Source organism: Levilinea saccharolytica (assembly GCF_001306035.1).
In the GTDB taxonomy this organism is placed as follows: Bacteria; Chloroflexota; Anaerolineae; order Anaerolineales; family Anaerolineaceae; genus Levilinea; species Levilinea saccharolytica.
This window is the reverse complement of the sequence record NZ_LGCM01000035.1, coordinates 24,978-47,314: the sequence shown is the minus strand read 5'-3', so window position 1 is coordinate 47,314 and position 22,337 is coordinate 24,978. Positions and strand designations below refer to the sequence as shown.

At 57.5% G+C, this 22,337-nt stretch carries 22 protein-coding genes; 10 read left to right on the top strand and 12 right to left on the bottom strand.

What is annotated here, in order from left to right; translation table 11 throughout:
- Positions 1-6 precede the first annotated feature (6 nt).
- The 4 genes from ADN01_RS09420 to ADN01_RS09405 form a co-directional block, all read right to left on the bottom strand.
- Positions 7-639, bottom strand: coding sequence for a TIGR03936 family radical SAM-associated protein (locus ADN01_RS09420; protein ID WP_062418311.1), 633 nt, complete (start codon positions 637-639; stop codon positions 7-9).
- Positions 636-2,543 carry a TIGR03960 family B12-binding radical SAM protein gene (locus ADN01_RS09415; RefSeq protein ID WP_062418312.1) on the bottom strand — a complete coding sequence of 636 codons (1,908 nt, stop codon included), beginning with the start codon at positions 2,541-2,543 and terminating at the stop codon, positions 636-638. Before ADN01_RS09415 ends, ADN01_RS09420 begins: the two co-directional genes overlap by 4 nt.
- 131 nt (positions 2,544-2,674) lie before the next feature.
- Positions 2,675-3,466, bottom strand: coding sequence for an SDR family oxidoreductase (locus ADN01_RS09410; RefSeq protein ID WP_062418313.1), 792 nt, complete (start codon positions 3,464-3,466; stop codon positions 2,675-2,677).
- A gap of 9 nt (positions 3,467-3,475) precedes the next feature.
- Positions 3,476-3,760, bottom strand: coding sequence for a DUF503 domain-containing protein (locus ADN01_RS09405; protein ID WP_062418314.1), 285 nt, complete (start codon positions 3,758-3,760; stop codon positions 3,476-3,478).
- A gap of 185 nt (positions 3,761-3,945) precedes the next feature.
- Here ADN01_RS09405 and ADN01_RS09400 point away from each other — a divergent pair, with 185 nt between their 5' ends.
- Together ADN01_RS09400 and lon are read left to right on the top strand one after the other, a co-directional pair.
- Complete coding sequence (locus ADN01_RS09400; RefSeq protein WP_062418315.1) at positions 3,946-5,370, top strand: bifunctional folylpolyglutamate synthase/dihydrofolate synthase; 1,425 nt, start codon at positions 3,946-3,948, stop codon at positions 5,368-5,370.
- Positions 5,371-5,403: 33 nt separating this feature from the next.
- Positions 5,404-7,923: an endopeptidase La gene (gene lon / locus ADN01_RS09395; protein WP_082142780.1), complete on the top strand. Its 2,520-nt coding sequence runs from the start codon at positions 5,404-5,406 to the stop codon at positions 7,921-7,923.
- Positions 7,924-7,998: 75 nt separating this feature from the next.
- Here the strand turns inward: lon and ADN01_RS09390 are convergent, their stop codons facing one another.
- From ADN01_RS09390 to ADN01_RS09365, 6 genes are all read right to left on the bottom strand, one after another.
- Positions 7,999-8,478, bottom strand: a complete 480-nt coding sequence (locus ADN01_RS09390; protein WP_062418316.1) for a hypothetical protein — start codon at positions 8,476-8,478, stop codon at positions 7,999-8,001.
- A 61-nt stretch (positions 8,479-8,539) separates the two neighbouring features.
- Entirely contained in the window at positions 8,540-9,064 is a 525-nt protein-coding gene (gene coaD, locus ADN01_RS09385) for a pantetheine-phosphate adenylyltransferase (RefSeq protein ID WP_062418317.1), read from the bottom strand.
- A complete protein-coding gene (recG, locus tag ADN01_RS09380; RefSeq protein ID WP_062418318.1) occupies positions 9,064-11,574 on the bottom strand; it encodes an ATP-dependent DNA helicase RecG in 2,511 nt (836 codons plus the stop codon). Before recG ends, coaD begins: the two co-directional genes overlap by 1 nt.
- Positions 11,575-11,673: 99 nt before the next feature.
- On the bottom strand, positions 11,674-12,543 hold the full coding sequence (locus ADN01_RS09375) for a DegV family protein (RefSeq protein WP_062418319.1): 870 nt from the start codon (positions 12,541-12,543) through the stop codon (positions 11,674-11,676).
- A gap of 13 nt (positions 12,544-12,556) precedes the next feature.
- Complete coding sequence (locus ADN01_RS09370) at positions 12,557-14,242, bottom strand: DAK2 domain-containing protein (protein WP_075071096.1); 1,686 nt, start codon at positions 14,240-14,242, stop codon at positions 12,557-12,559.
- Between the two features lie 31 nt (positions 14,243-14,273).
- On the bottom strand, positions 14,274-14,630 hold the full coding sequence (locus ADN01_RS09365; protein WP_062418321.1) for an Asp23/Gls24 family envelope stress response protein: 357 nt from the start codon (positions 14,628-14,630) through the stop codon (positions 14,274-14,276).
- A gap of 132 nt (positions 14,631-14,762) precedes the next feature.
- On the opposite strand from ADN01_RS09365, the gene rpmB reads away from it, so the two are divergent.
- Positions 14,763-14,945, top strand: a complete 183-nt coding sequence (rpmB, locus tag ADN01_RS09360; RefSeq protein ID WP_062418322.1) for a 50S ribosomal protein L28 — start codon at positions 14,763-14,765, stop codon at positions 14,943-14,945.
- Positions 14,946-14,999: 54 nt separating this feature from the next.
- Here rpmB and rpe read toward each other — a convergent pair whose 3' ends face one another.
- Entirely contained in the window at positions 15,000-15,665 is a 666-nt protein-coding gene (gene rpe, locus ADN01_RS09355; RefSeq protein WP_062418323.1) for a ribulose-phosphate 3-epimerase, read from the bottom strand.
- Between the two features lie 12 nt (positions 15,666-15,677).
- Positions 15,678-16,817 (bottom strand): serine/threonine-protein kinase, encoded by a 1,140-nt coding sequence (locus ADN01_RS09350; protein WP_075071095.1) that lies wholly within the window; start codon positions 16,815-16,817, stop codon positions 15,678-15,680.
- Positions 16,818-16,991: 174 nt separating this feature from the next.
- Here ADN01_RS09350 and ADN01_RS20350 point away from each other — a divergent pair, with 174 nt between their 5' ends.
- From ADN01_RS20350 to ADN01_RS09315, 7 genes are read left to right on the top strand one after another with little or no spacing between them, the layout of a single operon-like run.
- Complete coding sequence (locus ADN01_RS20350; protein ID WP_082142782.1) at positions 16,992-17,252, top strand: 4Fe-4S dicluster domain-containing protein; 261 nt, start codon at positions 16,992-16,994, stop codon at positions 17,250-17,252.
- Entirely contained in the window at positions 17,249-18,577 is a 1,329-nt protein-coding gene (locus ADN01_RS09340) for an NAD(P)/FAD-dependent oxidoreductase (RefSeq protein WP_082142783.1), read from the top strand. The genes ADN01_RS20350 and ADN01_RS09340 overlap by 4 nt, the downstream gene beginning before the upstream one ends.
- A 21-nt stretch (positions 18,578-18,598) precedes the next feature.
- Complete coding sequence (locus ADN01_RS09335) at positions 18,599-19,159, top strand: hypothetical protein (RefSeq protein WP_147239044.1); 561 nt, start codon at positions 18,599-18,601, stop codon at positions 19,157-19,159.
- A 27-nt stretch (positions 19,160-19,186) separates the two neighbouring features.
- Positions 19,187-20,608 (top strand): cytochrome c3 family protein, encoded by a 1,422-nt coding sequence (locus ADN01_RS20345; RefSeq protein WP_075071092.1) that lies wholly within the window; start codon positions 19,187-19,189, stop codon positions 20,606-20,608.
- The gene (locus ADN01_RS20340) at positions 20,571-20,756 is read left to right on the top strand and encodes a hypothetical protein (protein ID WP_062418328.1); all 186 of its coding nucleotides are present in this window, start codon (positions 20,571-20,573) and stop codon (positions 20,754-20,756) included. Before ADN01_RS20345 ends, ADN01_RS20340 begins: the two co-directional genes overlap by 38 nt.
- Positions 20,749-21,837, top strand: a complete 1,089-nt coding sequence (cax, locus tag ADN01_RS09320) for a calcium/proton exchanger (protein WP_062418329.1) — start codon at positions 20,749-20,751, stop codon at positions 21,835-21,837. Before ADN01_RS20340 ends, cax begins: the two co-directional genes overlap by 8 nt.
- A gap of 45 nt (positions 21,838-21,882) precedes the next feature.
- Positions 21,883-22,335 carry an SH3 domain-containing protein gene (locus ADN01_RS09315; RefSeq protein ID WP_062418330.1) on the top strand — a complete coding sequence of 151 codons (453 nt, stop codon included), beginning with the start codon at positions 21,883-21,885 and terminating at the stop codon, positions 22,333-22,335.
- The last annotated feature ends 2 nt before the right edge of the window (positions 22,336-22,337 follow it).

Below are 22,337 nucleotides of genomic sequence, written 5' to 3'. Positions count from 1 at the left end.
AAAAATTCAGGAGGATTGAAAATGCAGGGCAGTGCGTTCGACGCGGGCCGCGTTGGCAGGAATGCCGAGGGCGTCCAGAACTTCTTCTGGGCGTCCGGTGGCGCCTTCGCGGGCGGAAAGCTGCATGTGCAGGGTCGGCGGTTGGCTGGAGGCCACGGTGAGGGACTCAACGAGCGGGCGCAAGTTGTACTGCTTTTCGCGGCGCACGCGCATGAGTTCAGAAGCGGCCAGCAGGTCGTCTACGGCGGCGCGAAGGGCTTCGAGGGACGGCGGATCGAGCAGCCAGAGGGTGTATTCGGCAGAACGCACCTGGGTTTGCAGGGACGGCAAGCTAAGATCCACGATTTCAACTTGCTGAATGAGTAACCCCGGAGGGGCGGCTTTTTGCAGGGCGGATTGCACCTGGGCGGGTGGGAGGTCTTCCTCCAGCCAGGCGTCCAGTACCTCAGCCTGACTGGTCATACCTAGGGGCAGGGGGCAGGCCTGGTTGAGGCGGGGTTGGGGATGAAAGCCCTGGGAATAGGCCAGGGGAAGCTGTGCGCGGCGGAAGGTGCGCTCCCAAATGCGGTGAACATCCAGATTGGCGGTGTAGCGCAGGTCTGGTCCCTTGGTGTACAGGATCCGGCAGCGGATGGTCATGCGGTTTCCTCCGGAACGGGGGTTGAGCGGGGGGCGGGAATGGGACAGAACCATTCATCCTCGCCGAGGGAGCGGCGCATTTCGTTGAAAGCCGGCAGAATACCGCAGGCGTAGCACTGTTCGCGGCAATCAGGGCGCAGACATTCTTCTTGGCTCATCTTGAATTCCTGAATCAGGTAGCTTTTGCGAACGCCGGGGGAGATGTGATCCCAGGGGAAAATCTCATCCAGGGGGCGTTCACGGTGACTGTAAAAATCGGGATCGAGGCCAGCTTCTTCGAAGGCAGCCTGCCAGGATTCAAAATTGTGCTGATCTTGCCAGGCGTCAAATTTGACCCCGCGCTTCCAGGCGGCGTAGACCACTTCGGCCATGCGCCGGTCACCGCGGCTGAGCCAGGATTCGAGCAGGGTGTCGTGCGGGTCGGTCCAGGTGACTTTTACCCCGGCGGTACGCAGTTCATCCCGAACGATACGCAGTTTAGAGCGGATGAGATCGAAGGAATTGGTGGCAGCCCATTGGAAAGGTGTGTGCGGTTTGGGAACCAGGGTGCCCAGGCCGATGTTGAGGTTGGCACGCCTGCCGATGACCGAGCGGCCTTCGCGTAGGACGGCTTTGCACAGGTCCACAATGGCCTGCACATCCTCCATCGTCTCTCCGGGCTGACCGATCATGAAATAGAGCTTGACGGTCGTCCAGCCGCGGCTGTAGATGGCGCGGGCCGTGTCCAGGAGCTGCTGGGAGGCGATGGGCTTGTTGATGATGCGGCGCATGCGGTCGGAGGCGGCCTCGGGGGCGAGGGTGAAACCGCCCTGCCGTGATCCGCGCAGTTTTTCCATGAGGTCAATGGAGAAGGAATCAATACGTAAAGAAGGCAGAGAAATGGTCAGGTGACGCTGTGCAAAGCGCTCCGACATGGTTTCGACCAGTTCGAGGATGGGTCGGTAATCGGAGGAGGAGAGGGAGAGCAGAGCGACCTCTTCAAAGCCGGTGGAGGTCAGGGCTTGTTGGATGGCGTCGACGACCTCGGCCACGGGGCGCTCGCGAACGGGGCGGTTGATGACCCCGGCGTGACAAAAACGACAGCCGCGGGTGCAGCCGCGCATGATTTCCACGGCGATGCGGTTATGGACGACATCAATGTTGGGAACCAGGAAGCGCGTCGGCGGAGGCGGCAGGGTGGGGACGATGCGCTTGAGGATGGTTGGGGGTGCGGAAGGGTGAATGCAGCGTACCTGGGCGATGGTTCCATCGGGGTGATATTCCGGCTCGTAGAAGGAGGGCACATACACGCCGGAAATCTGAGCCAGGCGCTCCAGCAGAGCGGGACGAGGAGCGTTCGAGGTTTTCCAGGCCTGATGCGCGGCGACGATCTCATGGATGACCTCTTCGCCTTCGCCGACCACAAAGGCATCGATGAAGGGGGCCATTGGCTCGGGGTTGTAGGCGGTGTGTCCGCCGGCGATGACCAGGGGATGATTGTCCCCACGTTCTGCTGAACGCAGGGGGATTTGCGCCAGATCGAGGAGGTTGAGGGTGTTGGTGAAAAGGGTCTCGTAGGGCAGGGTGAAGGCGAGGATGTCAAAGTCGGCCAGGGCGCGGCGGGATTCCAGGGCATAGAGCGGGATGTCGGCCTGCCGCATAGCGGCTTCCATATCCAGCCAAGGGGCGTAGGCGCGCTCGGCGAGCACGTCTGGGCGTTGGTTGAGGGATTCGTAGAAGATAGCCAGACCCAGGTTGGGCAAGCCGATGTCGTAGATATCCGGGAAGATCAGGGCAACATGGGTGGAAACGGAATCCCAGGGTTTGCGCACCTGATTAAATTCGCCGCCGTGGTAGCGGCCTGGTTTTTCAACCGTTAATAAAATCCGCTCGAGGCGGTCCTGAATCTCTTGGGGAGTTAACAAGCTCTCATCCTTTGTTGTATTCGGCCAAAATGTGCCTAATTGTACCCGTTTTTTTGCACCTTGGGCGGCAGGATGAAAAAACACCCTGCCGATAGGTGGGGCAGGGTGTGGGGTGGACCAGGGGGTAGGCGTTAGAGAACACCTTTGTACATGCCGCCTTCTACGGTGAGCATGACCCCGGTGATGTAGGAAGCGGCTGGGGAAAGCAGGAAAACGGCAGCGCGGGCAAATTCTTCCGGTTTGGCCAGACGGCCCAAGGGGCTTTCGGCGGCCTGCTTTTGAATTTCCTCTTCCACGCTGGTATTGTTCTTCTGGGCGCGGAATTCCATCAGGTCGCGCACGCGTTCGGTCTCGGTCCAGCCGGGGAGGATGGAGTTGAAGCGGATACCCTGAGGGCCCAGTTCCAACGCAAGGGACTTGGTAAGGCCGACGGTGGCAGCGCGGATGCTGTTCGAAAGCACCAGATTGGGGATGGGCTGCTTGACAGAATAAGATGTGATGGTGAGCACCGAAGCGGCAGAAGATTGGCGCAGGGTGGGCAAGGCGGCGCGGATGAGGCGCACCTGACTGAGGAAAGAGAGATCAACGGCTTTTTCCCAGGTGGCATCATCAAAGGTTTCGAAAGCGCCGGAAGGCGGACCGCCCGCGTTGCATACCAGCAGATCCAGGCTGCCGAAAGCGGACAGGGTGTCTTTGACGGCGGCGGCTGGGCCTTCGGGAGAGGTCATATCGGCGGGGATGGGCTGCACCTGAGCGCCGGTTTCCTGGTGAATTTTCTCGGCGGCCTGGGTGAGGGTTTGGCCGCCGCGGCTGTTGAGGGCGATGCGGCAGCCTTCTTGGGCCAGCAGCAGAGCAGTGGCATAGCCCAGGCCGCGGCTGGCGCCGGTGATGAGGGCAACTTTCCCTTTGAGGTTAAGGTCCATTGAAGCCTCCTAGATTAACTCGATTTGGTGTTGGAGAACAGGAAGGTCAGGCCAGTGATTCTCAAAGTAGGTGAGGACGTTCATCAGGCTGGCCTGGGCTACATTACGATCTGAGGTGAGCAGAGCTGCGCCAATGACCGCCTGAGACCGGTGATCCTGGAGATCCAGCTCTGCGGTGGAGAGGTTAAATTCGCGGTGCAGACGGGTCAAGACAGGCTTAATCTGGCTGCGTTTCTCCTTCAGCGAGCGGCAGCCGGGGATTTCGATGTGCAGAGTGAGGATGCCAATGACCATCGCGGATCTCAAAACCTCTGTCAGTCAAGATGCATTTACTTTAATGCATTGAAGGGAGAGAGTCAATTCATGCTGCGCTGCGATTTGCCGCTGGGCTTCCCTCTTGCGGATTGGGTCAGCGCCGGGTACAATGCCTGACACAAATGCCTGCCGGGGAGCAAGAAGCCGGCATGAAAAGGACCTGGATGGATACTGAGACCGCTTATCAAGAGGCGTTAACCTACCTGTACAGTTTTGTGGATTACAGCATGACGCGGGCGCTGCAATTTTCGCCTGAGAAATTTGATTTATCACGCATGGAGCGCCTGTTGGAGCGGCTGGGGAACCCACAGCAGCGCTACCCCATTGTGCATGTGGCCGGCACCAAGGGCAAAGGCTCTACAGCAGCCATGATTGCCTCGGTGTTGACCGCGGCGGGGTATCGGGTGGGGTTTTACACCTCTCCCCATCTGCAAGATTTTTCCGAACGGATGCAGTTGGACGGAAGATTGATTTCGCATCGGCAGCTGGCCGACCTGGTGGCGGAGATGAAACCGGTGGCGGCGGAGATACCGCAACTGACCACCTTTGAGCTGACCACAGCGGCGGCGTTTTTGTTTTTTGCGCGCCAGGGGGCCACGGCAGCGGTGATTGAGGTGGGGCTGGGGGGGCGGCTGGACGCCACGAACGTGGTTTCTCCGTTAGTCTCGGTGATCACATCGATTTCCTATGACCATATGAACCTGTTGGGCAGCACCTTGGGACAGATTGCGGCAGAGAAAGCCGGGATCATCAAGCCGGGCAGGCCAGTGGTCAGCGCACCGCAAAAGATGGAAGCGCTGGAAGTGATCGAGCACACGGCCGAAAGCCGGCAATCTGCGCTGACGGTGGTGGGGCGAGATGTGCTGTTCGCTGACTGGACACACCAGATGGATGGACAAACATTCCTGGTATGGCGGGCCGAAGAGCAAGAAACCGTGAACCGCTGGATAGACGCGGGCGGCGACGGGCCGCATGGGCCGGTGCAGCTGCGCACGCCTTTGTTGGGTTATCATCAGGTGGAGAACGCGGCCACGGCTTACGCGGCTTTGCTGAGCGTGCGCGAAGCCGGTCTGCCGGTGGAGGACGCGGCCATTCAGCGCGGCTTTGCCGAGGTCTTTTGGCCAGGTCGTTTTGAGGTGCTGCGGCAGGAACCGCCGGTGGTGGTTGATTCAGCCCATAACCGCGATTCCGCGCTGCGGCTGCGGCTGGCGATTGAAGATTACCTTCCGGGGAGACCGGTTGTGCTGCTGTTTGGGGCCTCGGAAGACAAGGATTTAGAGGGGATGTTCGCGGAACTGCTGCCGCGGGTGCGGCAGGTGGTGGTGACTGAATCCTTTCATCCGCGGGCAGCCAAGGCAGAAGATCTGGCCGCTTTGGTGCGGCGTTTTGGGCGCCCGGTGGAAATAGTGCGGCCGGCGCGGACGGCGCTGCAACGCGCCATGACCCTGGCGGGCAGTTCGGCGGCGGTTGTGGTGGCTGGGAGTCTGTTTATTTCAGCTGAGGCCCGCGATGCATGGCAGGCACTGGGGCTGCCCTTGCGCCGGTTTGCGACATGGGATGAAATGGATGATGAATCACCGCTCCGGTGAGGGTACAATAGGGATGAGGAAAAAATAGTGAATATGAAGTCTGACGATTGGTATTCCCGGCAAAGCAACCCTGAAGATTTTTCTTCCGCGATTCACCAGCGGACGGAAGAGTTGTACCGCGTGCCGGATTGCGAGCCGGACGAAGACGGTATCATTGAATGCCCTGTGATGATTCTGCGGGATATTGTGGTGTTCCCGCGGATGATCTCCCCGGTGTTTATCCCGCCGGGGGCTAACTTGCTCGCGATTCAGGAAGCCCAGTTTAATTTCCAGACGGTAATCGGGCTGGTGCAGCGCGACCCCGAAGTGGATGAGCCGACCGCGCAAGATTTTCTGCCGATCGGTACGGAACTGGCGGTAGGACGGCTGCTGTCTATGCCGGAGGGCAACAATTCGGCGTTGGTGCAGGGACGGCGGCGTGTGGAAGTGGTGGAATTTGTGCAGGAAGAGCCGTTCTTCCGCGTGCGGGCACGGGTGATTGAGGAACCGGCGGATGTGGACCGGACGATTGACGCTCTGATGCGCACGGCGCGGGATTTATTTGAACGCTGCGTGCAGCTTGACCGTAGTTTGCCGGACGAAGCTCATCTGTATTCGATGAATTTAAGCGAACCGGGATGGCTGGCGGATATGATCGCTACGGCCATTTCCCTGCCCTTTAAGGAGCGGCAGGCTCTGCTGCTGCTGCCTGACCCGATTGAACGGTTGAAGCGGGTGAACTGGCTGTTGGCGCAGGAGCTGGATGTTTTACAGCTGGAGGATGAGATCCAAACGCGGGTGCAAAGCGAAGTTGACCGCAGTCAGCGCGAATATTACCTGCGTGAACAAATGAAGGCGATTCAAACTGAGCTGGGCGAGGGGGATATCTGGCTGAGGGAAATCAATGAGCTGCGCGGCCGGGTGGAGCAGGCTGACCTGCCGGACGAGGCCAGGGCAGCGGCTGTGCGCGAACTGGAACGGCTGACGCAGATGCCGGCGATGGCCCCCGAGGTGGGGATCATCCGTAATTATCTGGATTGGATTCTGGACCTGCCCTGGCGCACGGCCACGGAAGACAACCTGGATGTGCGCCATGCCGCCAAGGTTCTGGAAGATAACCATTACGGGTTGGGACGTGCCAAAGACCGCATTATTGAATACATAGCGGTGCGAAGCCTGAAGCCAAAACGCCTGCGTCAGCCGATTCTGTGCTTTGTGGGCCCCCCGGGAACGGGCAAGACCTCGCTAGGGCGATCCATCGCTGAATCATTGGGGCGAAAATTTGTACGCCTGTCTTTGGGCGGAGTGCGCGACGAGGCGGAAATTCGCGGCCACCGACGCACCTATATCGGGGCGCTGCCCGGGCGAATTTTACAGACGATCAAGCGGGCGGGGAGCATTAACCCGCTGTTTATGCTGGATGAAATTGATAAGTTGGGGGCGGATTTTCGGGGTGATCCGGCGGCAGCGCTGCTGGAGGTGTTGGATCCGGAGCAAAACAACGCTTTTTCAGATCATTTTCTGGAGCTGTCCTTTGATTTGTCGCAGGTGATGTTCATCACCACGGCCAACAGTATGGCTTCTATCCCTCCGGCGCTGTTGGACCGTATGGAAGTGATTGAATTCCCAGGTTATATCGAGGAAGAGAAACTGGAAATCTCGCGGCGGTTCCTTATTCCGCGCCAGTTGGAAGAAAGCGGCCTGGAGGATCTGGAGATCAAATTCTTGGACGAAGCGGTCAAACGCATTGTCCGTGAGTACACCTATGAAGCGGGGGTGCGCAATCTGGAACGCGAGATTGGGCGCATGTGCCGGAAAGTGGCGCGCTTGAAATCGGAGAAACGACCGTACCCCACGCGTCTGGGGGCCGCCCAGGTGGAAAAATTCCTGGGCCCGCCGCAGTTCTTCCAGACGGAAGCGGAGCGGCAGGATGAGGTGGGCGTGGCCACGGCCATGGCCTGGACCGAAAACGGTGGAGAAATTATGCCAGTGGAGGTTCTGATTCTGGAGGGCAAGGGCAACTTGCAGATCACCGGTCAGGTGGGCGAGGTGATGCAGGAGTCGGCTCAGGCGGCTTTGTCGTACCTGAAGTCGCGGGCGCGCGAGCTGAAAATCGACAGCGAGGTGTTTGAAGGGCTGGACATTCACATTCACATACCGGAGGGCGCCATTCCGAAGGACGGCCCCAGCGCGGGGATCACCCTGGCGACGGCGCTGATTTCGGCTTTCACCGAAAGACCGGTATTTAAAGAGGTGGGGATGACCGGTGAAATTACCCTGCGGGGGCGGGTGCTGCCGGTGGGCGGCGTGCGCGAGAAAGTGTTGGCGGCGCACCGCGCCGGGCTGAAAACGGTGATTTTGCCTGAACGCAACATGAAAGACTTGGTGGATGTGCCCAAGCGGGTACGCGATGAATTGAAACTGGTACCGGTGAGCCACATGGATCAGGTACTGGCGGTGGCGATTGCCCCTGAGGCCAGCCGCCCGCCGCGGGTTTCGAAAAGCAAGCCGAAAGAGAAGGTCAAAGCTGGCGAGGACAGCAGCGCAGGGGCACCGCCTGCGGCAGCTGAGTGATACAGCTTTTCTATCATTAAATCAAAAGAGCTGCTCGCTTTTCGGGCAGCTCTTCTTATTTGATGATGTTGGAACTTATTCCCTTGGCGGTTGGTTGGGGTATTTCTCAACGATGTCGGTTTGCACCTTGCGGATGCCGTTGCGCACCTGGGTAAGGGTGCGGTCCAGCTCACTTTCCAGGGCCAGGAGGCTGTTGATGACGTACTCATCGGCCTGCTGACGGGTGTTTTCAGCCTCAGCCTGGGCTTGGGCCTGAATTTGTTCGGCGCGAGCCTGGGCAGCCTGAACAATGGAGGTCTGGTCGATGATCTGTTCACCTTTTTCCCGCGCGAGTGCCAGGGTGCGGTTAGCTTCTTCGGTGGCCTGTGCGAGGATACGGTCGCGCTGAGCGGTGAGCTGCTGGGCGCGTTTGATCTCCTCAGGGATGGAGGTCTTCATCTGGTCGATGATATCCAACATGCGGTCTTCATCAATGATGACGCTGTGGGTAAACGGAATGGAGCGACTTTCGTTGAAGAGCTCTTCCAGACGGTCCACCAAATGCAGAATATCCATGTTATCCCTCCATCTGTGTGTAGACCTCAAGTTGCAAGGTTGACACCCGCTGACCCATCTTTCAATCCCGTAGAGAGGTCAAAGGAACAATTTGTTGGTCGTTGCCTAATTCGCGAAAGCGGGCGTAGAGCGCATCGGCGACGAGGGGTGGAACCATGAAAGAAACGTCGCCGCCCAATGAGGCCACCTCCCGCACGGTGGTGGAGGAGATGAAGGTGTGCTCCTCGCTGGTAATGAGCGCTACAACTTCGACATCCGCTTCTAAATGATGGTTGGCGAGGGCCATGCGGAATTCGTATTCGAAATCTGAGAATACGCGCAGACCGCGGACGATCACCTGAGCATTGACTTCTTGACAGAATTTTACCGTCAGGCCGGAATATCCAGTTACCACTATTTTAGCGTCATTTGCAAAAGTTTGCCGCGTCAATTCCAGGCGGTCTTCTGGGGAGAAGAGCGAATTTTTAAGGGGCTTGTTGTAGACGGCCACAATGACTTCGTCAAAGAGACGGGAGGCCCGACGGGCGATGTCCATATGGCCGTAATGGATGGGGTCAAAGGTCCCCGGAAAAACAGCGCGTACCATTAGCTCAATTCCCCTTTCGTCGCCGCCCAGAAGCGGTCAAAAACGCGGCTGAGGTTAGCGTGTTCGGGAAGTTGGAGTTCTGGATCCATGGCAAAGAGCTTTTGCGCTTGTTCCCGGGCAATTTCGATCAGGCGGACATCGGTGAGGCTGGCCATCTTGAGTTCCATGAAGCCGGACTGGCGCGAGCCAAGGAAATCCCCGGGGCCGCGCTGTTCCAGGTCGCGTTCGGCCAGGACGAAACCATCGCTGCTTTGTTCCATAGCGACCAGACGCTCATTTTCGACCGCATTTTCGGATTCGGGAATGAGCAGGCAGTAGGATTGATCTGGCCCACGGCCCACACGTCCGCGGAACTGGTGTAATTGGGCCAGACCAAAGCGGTTGGCGCCTTCGATGAGCATGACGGTGGCGTTGGGAACATCTACACCGACTTCGACCACGGAGGTGGACACCAGGATTTGGTATTCTCCGTCGCGGAAGCGAGCCATCACCTGTTCTTTCTCATCCGGGCGCATCCGCCCGTGCAGCAGGCCCAATTTGAGATGCGGGAAGACTTCGCGCTGTAAGCGTTGATGTTCTTCCACGGCGGCTTTGCTGTCATCTTCGCGCTCGCCTTTTTCTACCAGGGGGTAAATGATAAAGGCCTGGCGGCCCTGTTCAATCTGCGTGCGCAGGAGGTGATAGGCGCGTTCGCGCTCCAGCGGGTGGAGAACGTGGGTTTCGATGGGCATACGGCCTACGGGCATCTCATCCATCACAGCCAGGTCGAGATCGCCGTAGAGGGTGAGGGCCAGCGAGCGAGGGATGGGTGTGGCGGTCATGACCAGCAGGTGGGGGTTTTCACCTTTGCCGCGCAAGGCGGCGCGCTGGGCAACACCGAAGCGGTGCTGTTCATCGATCACGGCCATTTGCAGGCGTTGGAAGGTGATGGGGTCTTCGATGAGGGCGTGGGTGCCGATCACCAGACGGATGGACCCATCGGCGAGGCCAGAGCGGATGGCAGCTTTTTCAGCTTCGGAGGTGTCGCCTACCAACAGGGCAATTTCAGCGGGGCGCAGCAGGTTGGAACCGTCCTCAGCAGCCAGGAGACGGGAGAGGCTGCGGTAATGCTGTTCGGCAAGGATGCTGGTGGGGGCCATGAAGGCCACTTGGGCGCCTGCCTGAATGACGACGGCGGCGGCCAGGCCGGCAACAACCGTTTTGCCGGAGCCGACATCGCCCTGGAGCAGGCGGTTCATGGGGCGGCCGGAACGCAGATCGCTTTCCAGGTCGGCCAGGGCTTTACGCTGGGCATTGGTCAATTCGTAGGGCAGGCGCTGGATCTGTTCATCCAACCAGCCCGCAGGCGGTTCGAACACCTGAGCGGTGAGCGACTGCCAGCTTTGCTTCTGGCGCTGAACGCCGAGCTGGAGCAGGAAAATTTCATCAAAGGCCAGACGGCGGCGGGCGGCCGTGAGACTGTCCATCGAATCGGGGAAATGGGCGTTGCGGATGGCGGTGGACAGGTCGGGCAGGTTGGTCTCTTCTCGCACCGAGTTAGGGAGATGGTCTGTGAGGCGGGAGGCCCAGAAGGTGACGGTTTGGTGCAGGATGCGGCGCAGATTCTTCTGGGTGACCTGGGCGGTGAGTGGATAGACCGGCACAATGCGGTTGGTATGGAGGTGTTCCTGTTCCAGGCTCTCCCAATCGGGATTGTTCATGACCTTACGGCCCAGGTACATATCCACTTTGCCGGAGAGGACAATTTGATCGCCGGATTTTAGCTTATTGGCGATGTAAGGGCTGTTAAACCAGGTGACCCGCAAGAAACCTGTGCCGTCGGTGATGACGGCTTCGGTTAACTGCGACTGACCGCCGCGGATGGGGCGCACGATGATACTCTGGATGGTGCCCAAAACAGTGAGTTCGTCTCCATATTCCAGGCGGTTGATGGGCTTAAACTGGGAATAGTCATCGTAGCGCCGGGGGAAGAAATACAACAGGTCGTTGAGGGTCTCCAGGCCCAGGGAGCGCAGCGATTGGGCGTAGCGTGTACCGATGCCGCTGATGACGGTGAGCGGCGCATCCAGACCCTGAACCGGTTCGGATTTGGGCGGAACCGGACGAGCAGGGCGCAGATTTGGGGCGGCGGGCGGCGGAGGGAGCAAATCGTCCGCGGGGCCTGCTTCCACCGGCCGGGCGGGTTTGGGGCGAGCGGGGGGAATGGGTTTGCGCGGGGCTGCCGGTTGAGCCTGGTTGGCAGCCAATTGGGGATGTTCGCTTTGAAATTCTTTCAGCAGGGTTAACAGGTCCGCCAGTGCCTGGCTGCGTTCTTCGCTTTCCAGGTTGGGGTAGTTCAACAGCCTGGTGCGGACCGTTTCGATTAACGTTTCGGGATAATTGAGCGTTTGGGCTTCTGTATCCCAGGCAGGCACAATTTTATCCAGGCCGCCCACCACAGCGCGATTATCGTACCCGCGCTCGGCTTCCAGTTTGAAGAATTTTTGCAATTTCTCGATCGGTGATGGCATGCGTTTATTTTACCGCAAAGTGATCTAAACCAGTGAATTCATCCGAAAAACATTCGGCGGCACGCAGCCGCCGAATGAATGAGGTCAAGTGAGCCTGCATTAGTTGAGCCGAGGTGCCCCCAAAGGTTTTTCGGCAACGAAGAGGCCGAAAGTGCGCGGGCCAAAGATGGCGGCTGTGGAAAGGTTGATGGAGTGGGTGGTGAAAGGCGTTTTGGGGAACATTTCATGAGAATGTTCCTTAATCGCATGGATCTCTGGCGAAGCGGGCGCGGCCGTTTGCAGTACAGCGACATGCTTGAGCTGGTCGTATTCGTCCAGAAATTCCAGGAAATAGTTCTCGGCGTGCCGCACACTTTTGACCTTTTCCATCGGGGTGAGTTTGCCTTCTTCGAGGGTAAAGATGGGGTAAAGACCGATCATTTCGGTAACAAACCCCTGGCCCTGGTCAATGAATTGGTTGCGGTGCAGGTACGAGGCGCCTGGTGTGCACAGGACGGTGTAAATGTGGGGAATCTGACTGCGGATGGCATGTTCCACGGCGGGCAAGGATTCGCCCTGTAGGACAATTTCAGCGGCGGTTTCGACCAGAAGTCCCAGGCCGACGGAGACCGCGCAGGAGTCGATCACCTGGTAATTGGAACCGTTGTGGAGCAGGCGGACGGCTTCTTGAGCGTTGGCCACCAGGGGGGTGAGATGGCTGGAATGGAGGACGCACAGGATCTTATCGAACCGGGCCGATAGGCTGATCAGCAGATCGCGGATCTGTTCCACCGAGGGGATGATTAACTGGGGGTGTGGATTTGCCAGGACAGAAGCTGGTAAATTCGCAGCGCGCAGCTCGTCACTATTGGCGTAGGTGCGGCCTGCATAGCTGACCGGCAGCGAAATCTGATGAACGAAACCGCGGGTGGCGGCGTTCATTTGGGAATATTGGGCGGTGCTGTCTGTGACGATGCAAATCGAAGGCATACGCGGTACCGGCTTACTCAATGGCGATGATGAATTGATAATGGGGCTGGCGGCCCTCATGAATTTCGATCTCGTGGGTTGGATATTGCTGACGGATTTGGTCTGCGATGCGGTTGACTTCGTCTTTGGCAATATCTGCACCGTAGAACAGGGTGATGCGTTCTCGATCGGCGGTCTCGGCTTTTTCCAGCAGCCCGAAGATGGCCTCGGAGAGGTTTTGGGAGGACAGTACCAGTTTACCGTTCAGGAGGGCGATGACCTCACCTTCGCGAACTTCGATGCCGTTGATTTCTACCGAGCGGGTTGCGGTGGTGACTTCGCCGGTTTCAACATCCTGGAGGGCTGATTTCATATCCTCGGCGACTTTATCCAGATTGCCGTCGGGCATGCAGCGCAGCATGGCGCTGAGACCCTGAGGGACGCTGACGGAGTGGATGACGCGCACTTTTTTGGTGGTCATGGAGGCGGCATTTTGGGCGGCCATGACGATATTTTTGTTATTGGGCAAGATGATGACCTGATCGGTGGGCAGGTTTTCGACACAGCGCAGGATTTCTTCCGTGCTGGGGTTCATGGTCTGCCCACCTTCGACGATGGCGTTGACGCCCAGGCTGGCGAAAATGCGCGAGATGCCGGCGCCAGGGGAGACAGCGATGACGGCAATGGTGCCGGGTTCGACCCCCGCCAGGTTGAAATTGGGGATCTGGTCGCCTTCTTTTTGGTTGAGCTGGTACACCAGATTCTCGAAGGTGCCTTTGATGATGGTTCCGATGCTCTCGACGTACTCATAGGCTTTGTAGCGTGCCTCGTTGGCTACATGGATGTGCAGGCGGTACATGCCGTCACCTTCGCCCAATTGGATGGATGTGCCGATGTCGGTGAGGGCGTTGTAGAAACTCTCCAACTCCAACGGCTGTTTGGGTTCAAAGTCAATCACCCATTCCAAATCTTGCCCAGGCTCGATGGTTTCCATGGTATCGTCCATATTGATTGCGGATAATGACTGAACCGGCATCAGCGGGCTTTCGAGAGACTGATGGTTGAGATGACGCAGCATGCCTTCGAGAATGAAAAACAAACCTTTGCCGCCGGAGTCGACCACACCCGCCTGCTTGAGAATGGGGAGCAGCTCTGGGGTACGCTGGACGGAGGCGTCGGCGGCCTGAACCAGTTTTTCAAGGATGAGGTGCAGGTCTTTAGTTTCGGCCAGGGCAGCTTCCCCCGCGGCGGCCACATCTTTGGCTACGGTGAGGATGGTGCCTTCCACAGGACGGACGACGCCTTTATAGGCGGTGTTGCGGGCTTCGCCCAGGGCGCGGACGAACAACTCGGCGTCCATCGTTTCGAGGTTGTCCAATTCGCGGGCAAATCCACGCCATAACTGAGAAAGTATGACACCGGAGTTGCCGCGCGCACCCATTAATGCGCCCTGAGAAATGGCATGGCCGACCTTGCCGACCCGTGTTTCTTTGAGGTTGGCAATTTCGTTGTAGGCGGCCTGCATGGTCAGGAGCATATTGGTGCCGGTGTCGCCGTCTGGAACGGGAAAGACATTGAGGGCATTCACGATTTGCTGATTGGTTTTGAGCCAGGCCAGGCCAGCGCTGAGCAGATCTTTCAACCCTTGTCCATCCAAAACCAGGTTCGATGAAACGGCAGATGGTGCGGATGTGGTTGATGGGTTTAATTCAGTTGTCATCCAGAACTCCTATAATTACCACGTAAAATTTCTAATCGGGATTGCTGATGCGCAATCCGCGAATATGTACATTCACTTCGCGAACCTGAAGGCCCAAGGCACGCTCAACCTGGTAGCGCACAGAATCAGACACACTGCTGGCGACCATTTTAATACGCGTGCCGTATTCAACGACAATGTATAAATCAATGATGACCGCGCTGCCCTCATAGCGAACATCCACGCCCATCGAAGGATCTTTGACCAGCGCCTGCGCCAGGCCTTCGGCCAAATTCTTGGCGGCCAGCCCGACAACGCCGTACGATTCAATCGCGGCCCGATGGGCAATGGAAGCAATCGCGCGATGCGAGATATAGATGTTTCCGAGTAAATTATTGCTTTCGTTCATGTTTCGCCCTTTTTTATGTTAAAACCCAATTCTTGATGGAAGATGCGGGTTGTGGTATACTTTTTGCTTGCAGTTTCAAAACTGGTGTAAAAACCGTAGTGCGGCACTTATAGACGGAAAGGATATTGAAAAATGGCTAAGTGCGAAGTTTGTGGTAAGGCAACGACCTTTGGTCACAACCGCAGTTTCTCTTTGCGGGCGACCAATCGCTCTTTCCGCCCTAACCTGCAACGGGTGATGGTGATGGTGAACGGGCACAAGACGCATAAAGTGATGTGCGCGAAGTGCATCCGGACGATGGTAAAGAGCGCGTAAGATCAACAAGATCTTTCCTCAACAAGAATCGCGGCGGCTGCCGTGATTTTTGTTTTAAGCGATGGAATTCCTGAGGGCGGCTACTCCAGCAGCGATGCCCTGGGGGTGTTTAAAAATGGCAGTGGCAGCGACGGCCACGGTGACGCCGGCATGATAGGCGGCGGGCAGGGTCTGGGCAGTGATACCGCCGTCTATCTGGATGTGCAGATCCATCTGGCTTTGCAGGGCAATTTGGCGAATTTCCCGCACCTTGTCTAACACTTCGGGCAGGAAGGATTGACCTGAAAAACCAGGGTTTACAGACATGACCAGCACCATGTCCACGTGAGGCAGCACGGCCGTGATGGCGCTGACGGGGGTGCCGGGGTTGATGACGATGCCGGGGGAAACGTTGAGCGAACGGATTTCTTGAAGTGTGCGGTGTATGTTGGGGTTGCCTTCGATGTGCACAGAGAGGCGGTCTGCGCCTGCGGCGGCAAAAGCCTGGATGTAGCGCTCCGGCTTTTCGATCATGAGGTGCACGTCTAGCGGAAGGCTCGACTGGCGGCGGCAGTGTTCCACAATGAAAGGCCCCATACTGATATTGGGGGCGAAATGCCCGTCGAGCACGTCGATGTGCAGCCAATCCACTCCCGCGTTTTCACACGCGGCGATTTGATCTGCCAGGTGCAGGAAATCGGCAGAGAGCAGGGAGGCGGAGATAAGGAGAGGGGAGGGCATCAGTCAGCGCACCTAGCGGGGCATGGAAGTGAGTGAAAGCCAGACGTAGAGCCAGAAGGGGATGAGGCCGCCTACTGAGAGGAAGGCGATGAGGCCGAGGCCGATGGTGACCCAATCCCACCCAGCAGAGGAAACTGCGGGAGCTGGATCGCCGGCGATTGGTTCGAAGGCGGGTATGCGATCGGGCGCAGCCGCGGCAACGGAATGTGGGCGGGGGGATGGCGTGGGGGTGTGGGCGAGGGGGGCGGCAGGGGCAGGGACGGGAGCAGCCGGGTGAGACATGGCCGCAGGGATATTGGCCGCATAGGTGTCGGCGGTTTGCGAGAAGTTGACCAGGATGCGCCCAAACTGATCGGCCGAGCGGTAGCGGGCGGACGGCTCTTTGGAGAGCACTTTGAGGATGATCTGTTCCAGCGGCTGCGGGATGTCGCGGTTGAGGCGGCGCGGAGCCACGGGGTTGACCTCGCGATGCATGCGCGCCAGCTCCGAAGGGTCGTTGGAGTTGAAGGGCAGTTCGCCGGTGAGCATCTCATAGAGGATGACGCCCAGGGAATAGACATCGGAAGCGGGGGAAGGTGGGCTGCCGGAAGCCTGTTCGGGGGAGAAGTACTGGGGGGAACCCCAGACCACATCATAGCGCTCATCGGGCTGGATGGTCGTCAGCGCGCGGGCGATGCCGAAATCAGTGACCTTGAGGCGCTGGTCGGGGGTGACGAGCATATTTTGGGGTTTGACATCACAGTGGACGAGGCCGGAGCGATGCGCATAGCCAATGCCTGCGCAGGCCTGGACAATCAGCGGGATGGCTTCGTCGAGGGTGAAGCGCCCGCGCTGCTTGATCATGGTCTTTAACTCGGTCCCGGGGACGTATTCCATGACGATGTACAGGCTGTTCTTGTCATAGCCGAAGTCATGGACGGTGACGATATTGGGATGGGTAAGGTTAGCTGCAGCCAGGGCTTCTTCACGGAAGCGCACCCGAAAATCCTCCGTTTGGGAAAAATCTTCACGAAGAATCTTGATGGCTACGGGCCGTTCGAGCATGGTGTCGTGGGCGCGGTAGACCACCGCCATACCGCCCGTGCCCAACGTTTGCACGAGCCGGTAGCGGTTTCCCAAGAGGGATGGGGTGGCAGCAGCAGCTTGTTCCATAGGTCGTTCAGATTATAACATACCTGGGCATTCTTGATGATGAGGATGGTTATTCTAAGCTTCTAACCGCATCTGGATGCGTTCTTCGCTGGAATAAGCGGATTATTCTGGGAATTTATACCTTTTTCTGTAGAAAATTCAGCTCATTTTTACAAACCGGTGTATCATTCCCTTATGTTCCAACATCTTTTTGACAGCGAACGAGCGCGCAGAAAAGCGATGACCGCCGGTCAGGTGGTGCCTGACTCTGTGCGCTGTGTGCAGTGCGGGATCTGTTCTTTCAACTGCCCGATTGGGATCGATGTGCGTCGGCACGCTTGGCTGGGCCAGGCAGTAATCAACAGCCGGTGCCTGACCTGCGGTGAATGTGTGGCACGGTGCCCGCGGGGGGTATTGAGATTCGAACATACGGACCTTTTTTCGGAGCCTAAATGATGACCCGATATGTGCTGATTGGTATGGGTGTTGCGGCGATATCGGCATTGGAAAGTATCCGGTCCGTGGATGATCAGGGAGAAATTCTTGTCATCAGCGATGATCCCTACGGCTATTATTCACGGCCTGGATTGGCTTATTATCTGACAGGGGAATTAGAAGAACAACTGCTGTTTCCGTATCAAAAAGAGGATTTTCTCCGGCTGCGAGCGCGATTTATCCGCGGACAGGTTGTAAAGGTGTACCCAGAGGAGAAACAGGCTGCGCTGGAAGACGGCACTTTCATTCGGTACGACAAACTGCTCATCGCGACCGGCGCGCAGGCTGTCCCTCTCCGTATCCCAGGGGCCGACCTGCACGGGGTCCACAAGCTTGATCATCTGACAGATGCGCGTGCGATGCTGGGGAATGCCAGACGCGGCGGCACGGCCATTGTCACCGGCGGCGGGATTACCGCGGTCGAAATTGCTGAAGGATTGGCGGCACGCGGAATGAAAGTACATTATGTCATGCGTAGTCACCGCTACTGGCCTTCTGTTTTGGATGAAGCCGAATCGGAAATTGTTGAGAGTTTGCTCGCAAGAGAAAATATTCAGATTTATCGAAAAAGCGAATTGGCTGAAATCGTGGGCCGGAATGGCCGGGTGGCGGGTGCGCGTTTGGCGGACGGCCGCACCCTGAGGGCTGAACTCATAGCGTTTGCTATTGGCGTTACCCCGCGCATCGCGCTCGCCCAGCAGATAGGACTGCGCTGTGAGCGGGGTATCTTGGTGAACGAATGCATGGAAACCAGCCTGGCGGATATTTACGCTGCTGGGGATGTGGCTCAGGTAATTGACCCCGCCAGTGGCAAACACCTGCTGGACAGCCTTTGGGGCCCGGCGCTGGAGCAAGGGCGCACCGCTGGTCTGAACATGGCTGGCCGGAAGACTCCCTATCAAAAACCGGCGGCATTAAACATCACTCGTTTGGCGGGGCTGACCGTGACCATTATCGGCGCAGTATCTTTACCGTCAACCCCGAGCGATCTCAAAGGTGAGCAGGACCTTTTATCGATTGCGCGCGGCGACAGCGAGACCTGGCGACAGCTGCCGGATTGTATTATTGCGCAAAGTGGCTTTGATGTAAACCGATTGCGCCTGGTTATCGGTGAAAAACACATTCTGGGCGCGGTCGTAATGGGCGACCAAAAACTATCTGCTTCTTTGCAAAAAATCATCCACCGGAAAGTAGAGATCACCTCGATCCGCGAGCATCTGCTTGCGCCGCACGCCCCGCTGGCTGATGTGTTGGTACAATTTGTCCACCGCACCCAGATTTCTTAAACCTGGAACTGTGAAACTGCCATGATCCGTGGAAAAGAACTTCTCCTTGCACTTTTGGCCTGCATTCTCATTTCTGCATGCTACGGGTTTGTCTTGCTGTTCACCCGGCAAATCCCGGCCGCTGGCGGTTTTTTTGGCCATGCTGTGGGCATTTTGGGTTTCATTCTGATGCTGATGACGGAAAGCCTTTACAGCCTGCGCAAGCGCAGCCGCCTGGCCCGGTGGGGGCGGATGGCTGACTGGCTGCAATTTCACATCTTCACCGGCATTGTCGGCCCTTTTATGGTGCTGCTGCACTCTTCCTGGAAGTTTAACGGTCTGGCAGGCGTTACCATCCTCTTGACAGGGATCATCGTCCTTAGCGGCTTTACCGGGCGGTATATTTATACCCGCATTCCGCGCCGGATTGACGGCACGGAAGACCCTGGTCTGGCGGCGGCGATGAAAGCATCCGCGCTCGCGAATGCCCGCCGCATCTTTGCACTCTGGCAAACCATTCATATCCCCATTGGTATGGCGCTGTTTACGGCTGCATTTGTCCACATCATCGGCGCGCTTTATTACGCTACTCTGTTACGATAATGTGAGCCTGATCTTTTGTGGAGAACCATGAACCAACGACTTGGTTGTCTCTCACCTTTGGCGTTAATCAGCGCGTTCGCGGCGCTGCTTCTTCTGATTGGCGCACTGCTGCTCTTTGGCGGCTCAATATTCAGCCCTGGTGCGCTGCATACCTCTCATGCTGATCTGGATCCGGCCTGCGGGGATTGTCACGCCCCATTTTGGTCTGCAAAGCATATGACTGATTATTGCTTGGATTGTCATACGGAAATCCAAACGGAATTGGGAGACCGCAGCACCCTTCACGGTGCATTGGCGAATCAAAGGAATCTCCGCTGCCAGGACTGCCACACGGAACATGTGGGCGCGGACGGCGAGCTGACGGTGATGGAGCTGACAACTTTTCCTCACGAAGTGACCGGTTTTACCCTGACTGCGCATCAAACGCGGCTGCCAGGATTGACTTTTGTCTGTCAGGATTGCCATAAGAAGAGGTACACCCAATTGGACCCAGCTATCTGTGCGGATTGCCACGGGGAAATGGATCCTGAGTATTCTGCGGCACACCTTCTTGATTTTGGTGTGAAGTGTTTGGACTGTCACGACGGGAAGGACCGCTTCAGCCAGTTTGATCACAGCCAGACCCGTTTTGCATTGGCGGGTAAACACGCAGAGGCTGTCTGTTCCGCGTGCCATCAAAATGCGCGCGGGCTGGCGGATTTGCAGGGGCTTTCTTCTGCATGTGAATCCTGCCATATGAAAGATGACGCCCATACCGGGCGATTTGGTCAACAGTGCGGGGCCTGCCATAGGTCGGAGGGTTGGAGACCAGCCAAATTTGATCACAACCTGGCAGATTTCAAGCTTGAGGGTCGGCATGATGCTGCTGCCTGCGAACAATGTCATATTGACGGGCTCTTTAAAGGCACGCCAAAAGATTGCTATTCCTGCCACCAAAAGGATGACGCACACCAGGGCGAGTATGGGACGGCATGCGAAGCCTGTCACACCGTCACCGATTGGAAGGATGTCACTTTTGATCACGGTTTGACCCAATTCCCGCTGAACGGCGCCCATGTGAAGGTGGTATGCACAGCTTGCCATGCGAATAATGTCTTTAAGGGTACTTCTGCTGCTTGTGCTTCTTGCCATCGAGAACCGGACTATCATCTGGGCATGTTTGCCGGGCAGGCTTGCTCTCAATGCCACACCACCACTGCGTGGCGGCCCGCTCCGTACAACGGCCCGCACACCTTCCCGATGAATCACGGTGGCCGAGGGAATACCTGTGCGGATTGTCACCAGCCCACGCTGAGGACATGGACCTGTTACACCTGCCACAACCAGGCGGAAATTGCCAATGAGCACGCGGAGGAAGGCATTGCGAACTTTAGCAATTGCCTGCAATGCCATCCAACGGGACAGGAAGGTGATGGCGGCGGTGGTGGAGATGGCGGTGATGATGATTAGTTCGCTTTTCATCGGCTTTTTTTCAGGGCCATTTGAATTTTTCAACAAGGGCCGCGGCTGCATGAAAATTCGGCTCGATGGTAATATAATGGCATATGTTTTTTGGGCAGGACATTTTTTCATCATGGCAAGGGACCCTTATGAATAAAATCTTCCAATACCTTCGCAAGAAACCGATTGCAGCTCTGCTTGTGTTTATCCCCATCGCGCTGCTGGCTGAATTTGGCGAGTGGGGCGGACTGTGGGTGTTCGCGCTTTCTGCAGTGGGGGTCATCCCGCTGGCGGGGTATATTGGTGAGGCAACGGAGGCGTTGGCCGAGCGAACCGGGCCGAAGATTGGCGGTTTGCTCAACGCTACCCTGGGAAACGCCGCGGAGCTGATCATCACCCTGGTGGCCATTCGTGCAGGGCTGCTGGATTTGGTGAAAGCTTCGATCACAGGCTCCATCATTGGAAATTTGCTGTTGGTATTGGGTATGGCGATGCTGTACGGCGGGATTAAGAACGGCGTGCAGCGGTTTGACCGCAAACAGGCTTCCAACAATGCGATTCTGCTGGTGCTCTCGGTGGTGGCGCTGGTGATCCCTTCCCTGTTCAGCCACTCCATTGGGCCAGAAACCAGCATGGAAGTGGAGGCGCTGAGCCTGGGCGTTTCCGTGGTGATGATCGTATTGTATGCGTTGGGTCTGGTGTACACCCTAGTGGCGGCGAACAGCCCCATCACGTATGACAGCACGGTTCCCCCTCAGAACCATCAGGGAAAGCACTGGAGCGTGGGGCAGGCTCTGGGAATTCTTGCAATTTCTACCGTAGGGGTGGTGTTCATGAGCGAGCTGCTGGTGGGCGCGGTGGAAACCGTGACTTCCAGCCTGGGCCTTTCGGAATTTTTCCTGGGTATTATCCTGATCCCGGTCGTGGGTAATGTGGCAGAGCACCTGGTGGCTGTGCAGGTGGCGGGACGCAACCACATGGATTTGAGCGTGGAAGTGGCGGTTTCCTCCAGCCTGCAAATTGCCTTGTTTGTGGCGCCGCTGTTGGTGTTTGTGAGCCTGTTGATGGGACACCCGCTGACGTTGGTGTTCAACCAGTTTGAGCTGCTGGCGCTGGTGGGAGGGGTTTTGATCGCAGCCCTGGTTTCGGCGGACGGCGAGTCCAACTGGTTGGAAGGGGCGGCACTGCTGGCGGTCTATTTGATCCTGGGCATTGCGTTTTTTATGCTGCCCGCATAAGAGGCTATGCATACTTCCAGGCACATTCCGAAGTGGAATATTTGGATGCTGGCAGGCTCGGTGGGGCTGACGGCGATGTTATGCTTTTTGTGCTTCGGCGTTTTTTGGCTGGCTGTCCCGAGTAACCCAGCGGAAACAGATAACGCGGCGTTTATTTTTACAGTGATCCCTGCGCCGACGCTGACCGCGACGCCGGAAGGGTACCTGACCCCGACGCCGACTCAGGCTCTGGTGAGCGCAGACGGGATTGCGGTGGGTGCGTATGTGCAGATTTTCGGCACTGAGGGGCAGGGATTAAGGCTTCGCTCTGGCCCCAGCACGGATTTTCCCCCCCTGTTTTTGGGACTGGAGGCGGAAGTATTCAAGGTGGAAGATGGGCCGAAACTGGGCAATACTTACACCTGGTGGTATTTGGTGGCGCCTTATGATAAAACGCGCAGCGGCTGGGCAGCTTCGACCTACTTAAGCCTGGTTGAAGCACCTACAGATGTGCCTTAGCG

Coding starts and splice junctions, on each gene's coding strand:
- ADN01_RS09420 (WP_062418311.1), bottom strand. CDS start 639: ATGACCATCCGCTGCCGGATCCTGTACACCAAGGGACCAGACCTGCGC.
- ADN01_RS09410 (WP_062418313.1), bottom strand. CDS start 3,466: ATGGACCTTAACCTCAAAGGGAAAGTTGCCCTCATCACCGGCGCCAGC.
- ADN01_RS09405 (WP_062418314.1), bottom strand. CDS start 3,760: ATGGTCATTGGCATCCTCACTCTGCACATCGAAATCCCCGGCTGCCGC.
- ADN01_RS09400 (WP_062418315.1), top strand. CDS start 3,946: ATGGATACTGAGACCGCTTATCAAGAGGCGTTAACCTACCTGTACAGT.
- lon (WP_082142780.1), top strand. CDS start 5,404: ATGAAGTCTGACGATTGGTATTCCCGGCAAAGCAACCCTGAAGATTTT.
- ADN01_RS09390 (WP_062418316.1), bottom strand. CDS start 8,478: ATGGATATTCTGCATTTGGTGGACCGTCTGGAAGAGCTCTTCAACGAA.
- coaD (WP_062418317.1), bottom strand. CDS start 9,064: ATGGTACGCGCTGTTTTTCCGGGGACCTTTGACCCCATCCATTACGGC.
- recG (WP_062418318.1), bottom strand. CDS start 11,574: ATGCCATCACCGATCGAGAAATTGCAAAAATTCTTCAAACTGGAAGCC.
- ADN01_RS09375 (WP_062418319.1), bottom strand. CDS start 12,543: ATGCCTTCGATTTGCATCGTCACAGACAGCACCGCCCAATATTCCCAA.
- ADN01_RS09370 (WP_075071096.1), bottom strand. CDS start 14,242: ATGACAACTGAATTAAACCCATCAACCACATCCGCACCATCTGCCGTT.
- ADN01_RS09365 (WP_062418321.1), bottom strand. CDS start 14,630: ATGAACGAAAGCAATAATTTACTCGGAAACATCTATATCTCGCATCGC.
- rpmB (WP_062418322.1), top strand. CDS start 14,763: ATGGCTAAGTGCGAAGTTTGTGGTAAGGCAACGACCTTTGGTCACAAC.
- rpe (WP_062418323.1), bottom strand. CDS start 15,665: ATGCCCTCCCCTCTCCTTATCTCCGCCTCCCTGCTCTCTGCCGATTTC.
- ADN01_RS09350 (WP_075071095.1), bottom strand. CDS start 16,817: ATGGAACAAGCTGCTGCTGCCACCCCATCCCTCTTGGGAAACCGCTAC.
- ADN01_RS20350 (WP_082142782.1), top strand. CDS start 16,992: ATGTTCCAACATCTTTTTGACAGCGAACGAGCGCGCAGAAAAGCGATG.
- ADN01_RS09340 (WP_082142783.1), top strand. CDS start 17,249: ATGATGACCCGATATGTGCTGATTGGTATGGGTGTTGCGGCGATATCG.
- ADN01_RS09335 (WP_147239044.1), top strand. CDS start 18,599: ATGATCCGTGGAAAAGAACTTCTCCTTGCACTTTTGGCCTGCATTCTC.
- ADN01_RS20345 (WP_075071092.1), top strand. CDS start 19,187: ATGAACCAACGACTTGGTTGTCTCTCACCTTTGGCGTTAATCAGCGCG.
- ADN01_RS20340 (WP_062418328.1), top strand. CDS start 20,571: ATGGCGGCGGTGGTGGAGATGGCGGTGATGATGATTAGTTCGCTTTTC.
- cax (WP_062418329.1), top strand. CDS start 20,749: ATGAATAAAATCTTCCAATACCTTCGCAAGAAACCGATTGCAGCTCTG.
- ADN01_RS09315 (WP_062418330.1), top strand. CDS start 21,883: ATGCTGGCAGGCTCGGTGGGGCTGACGGCGATGTTATGCTTTTTGTGC.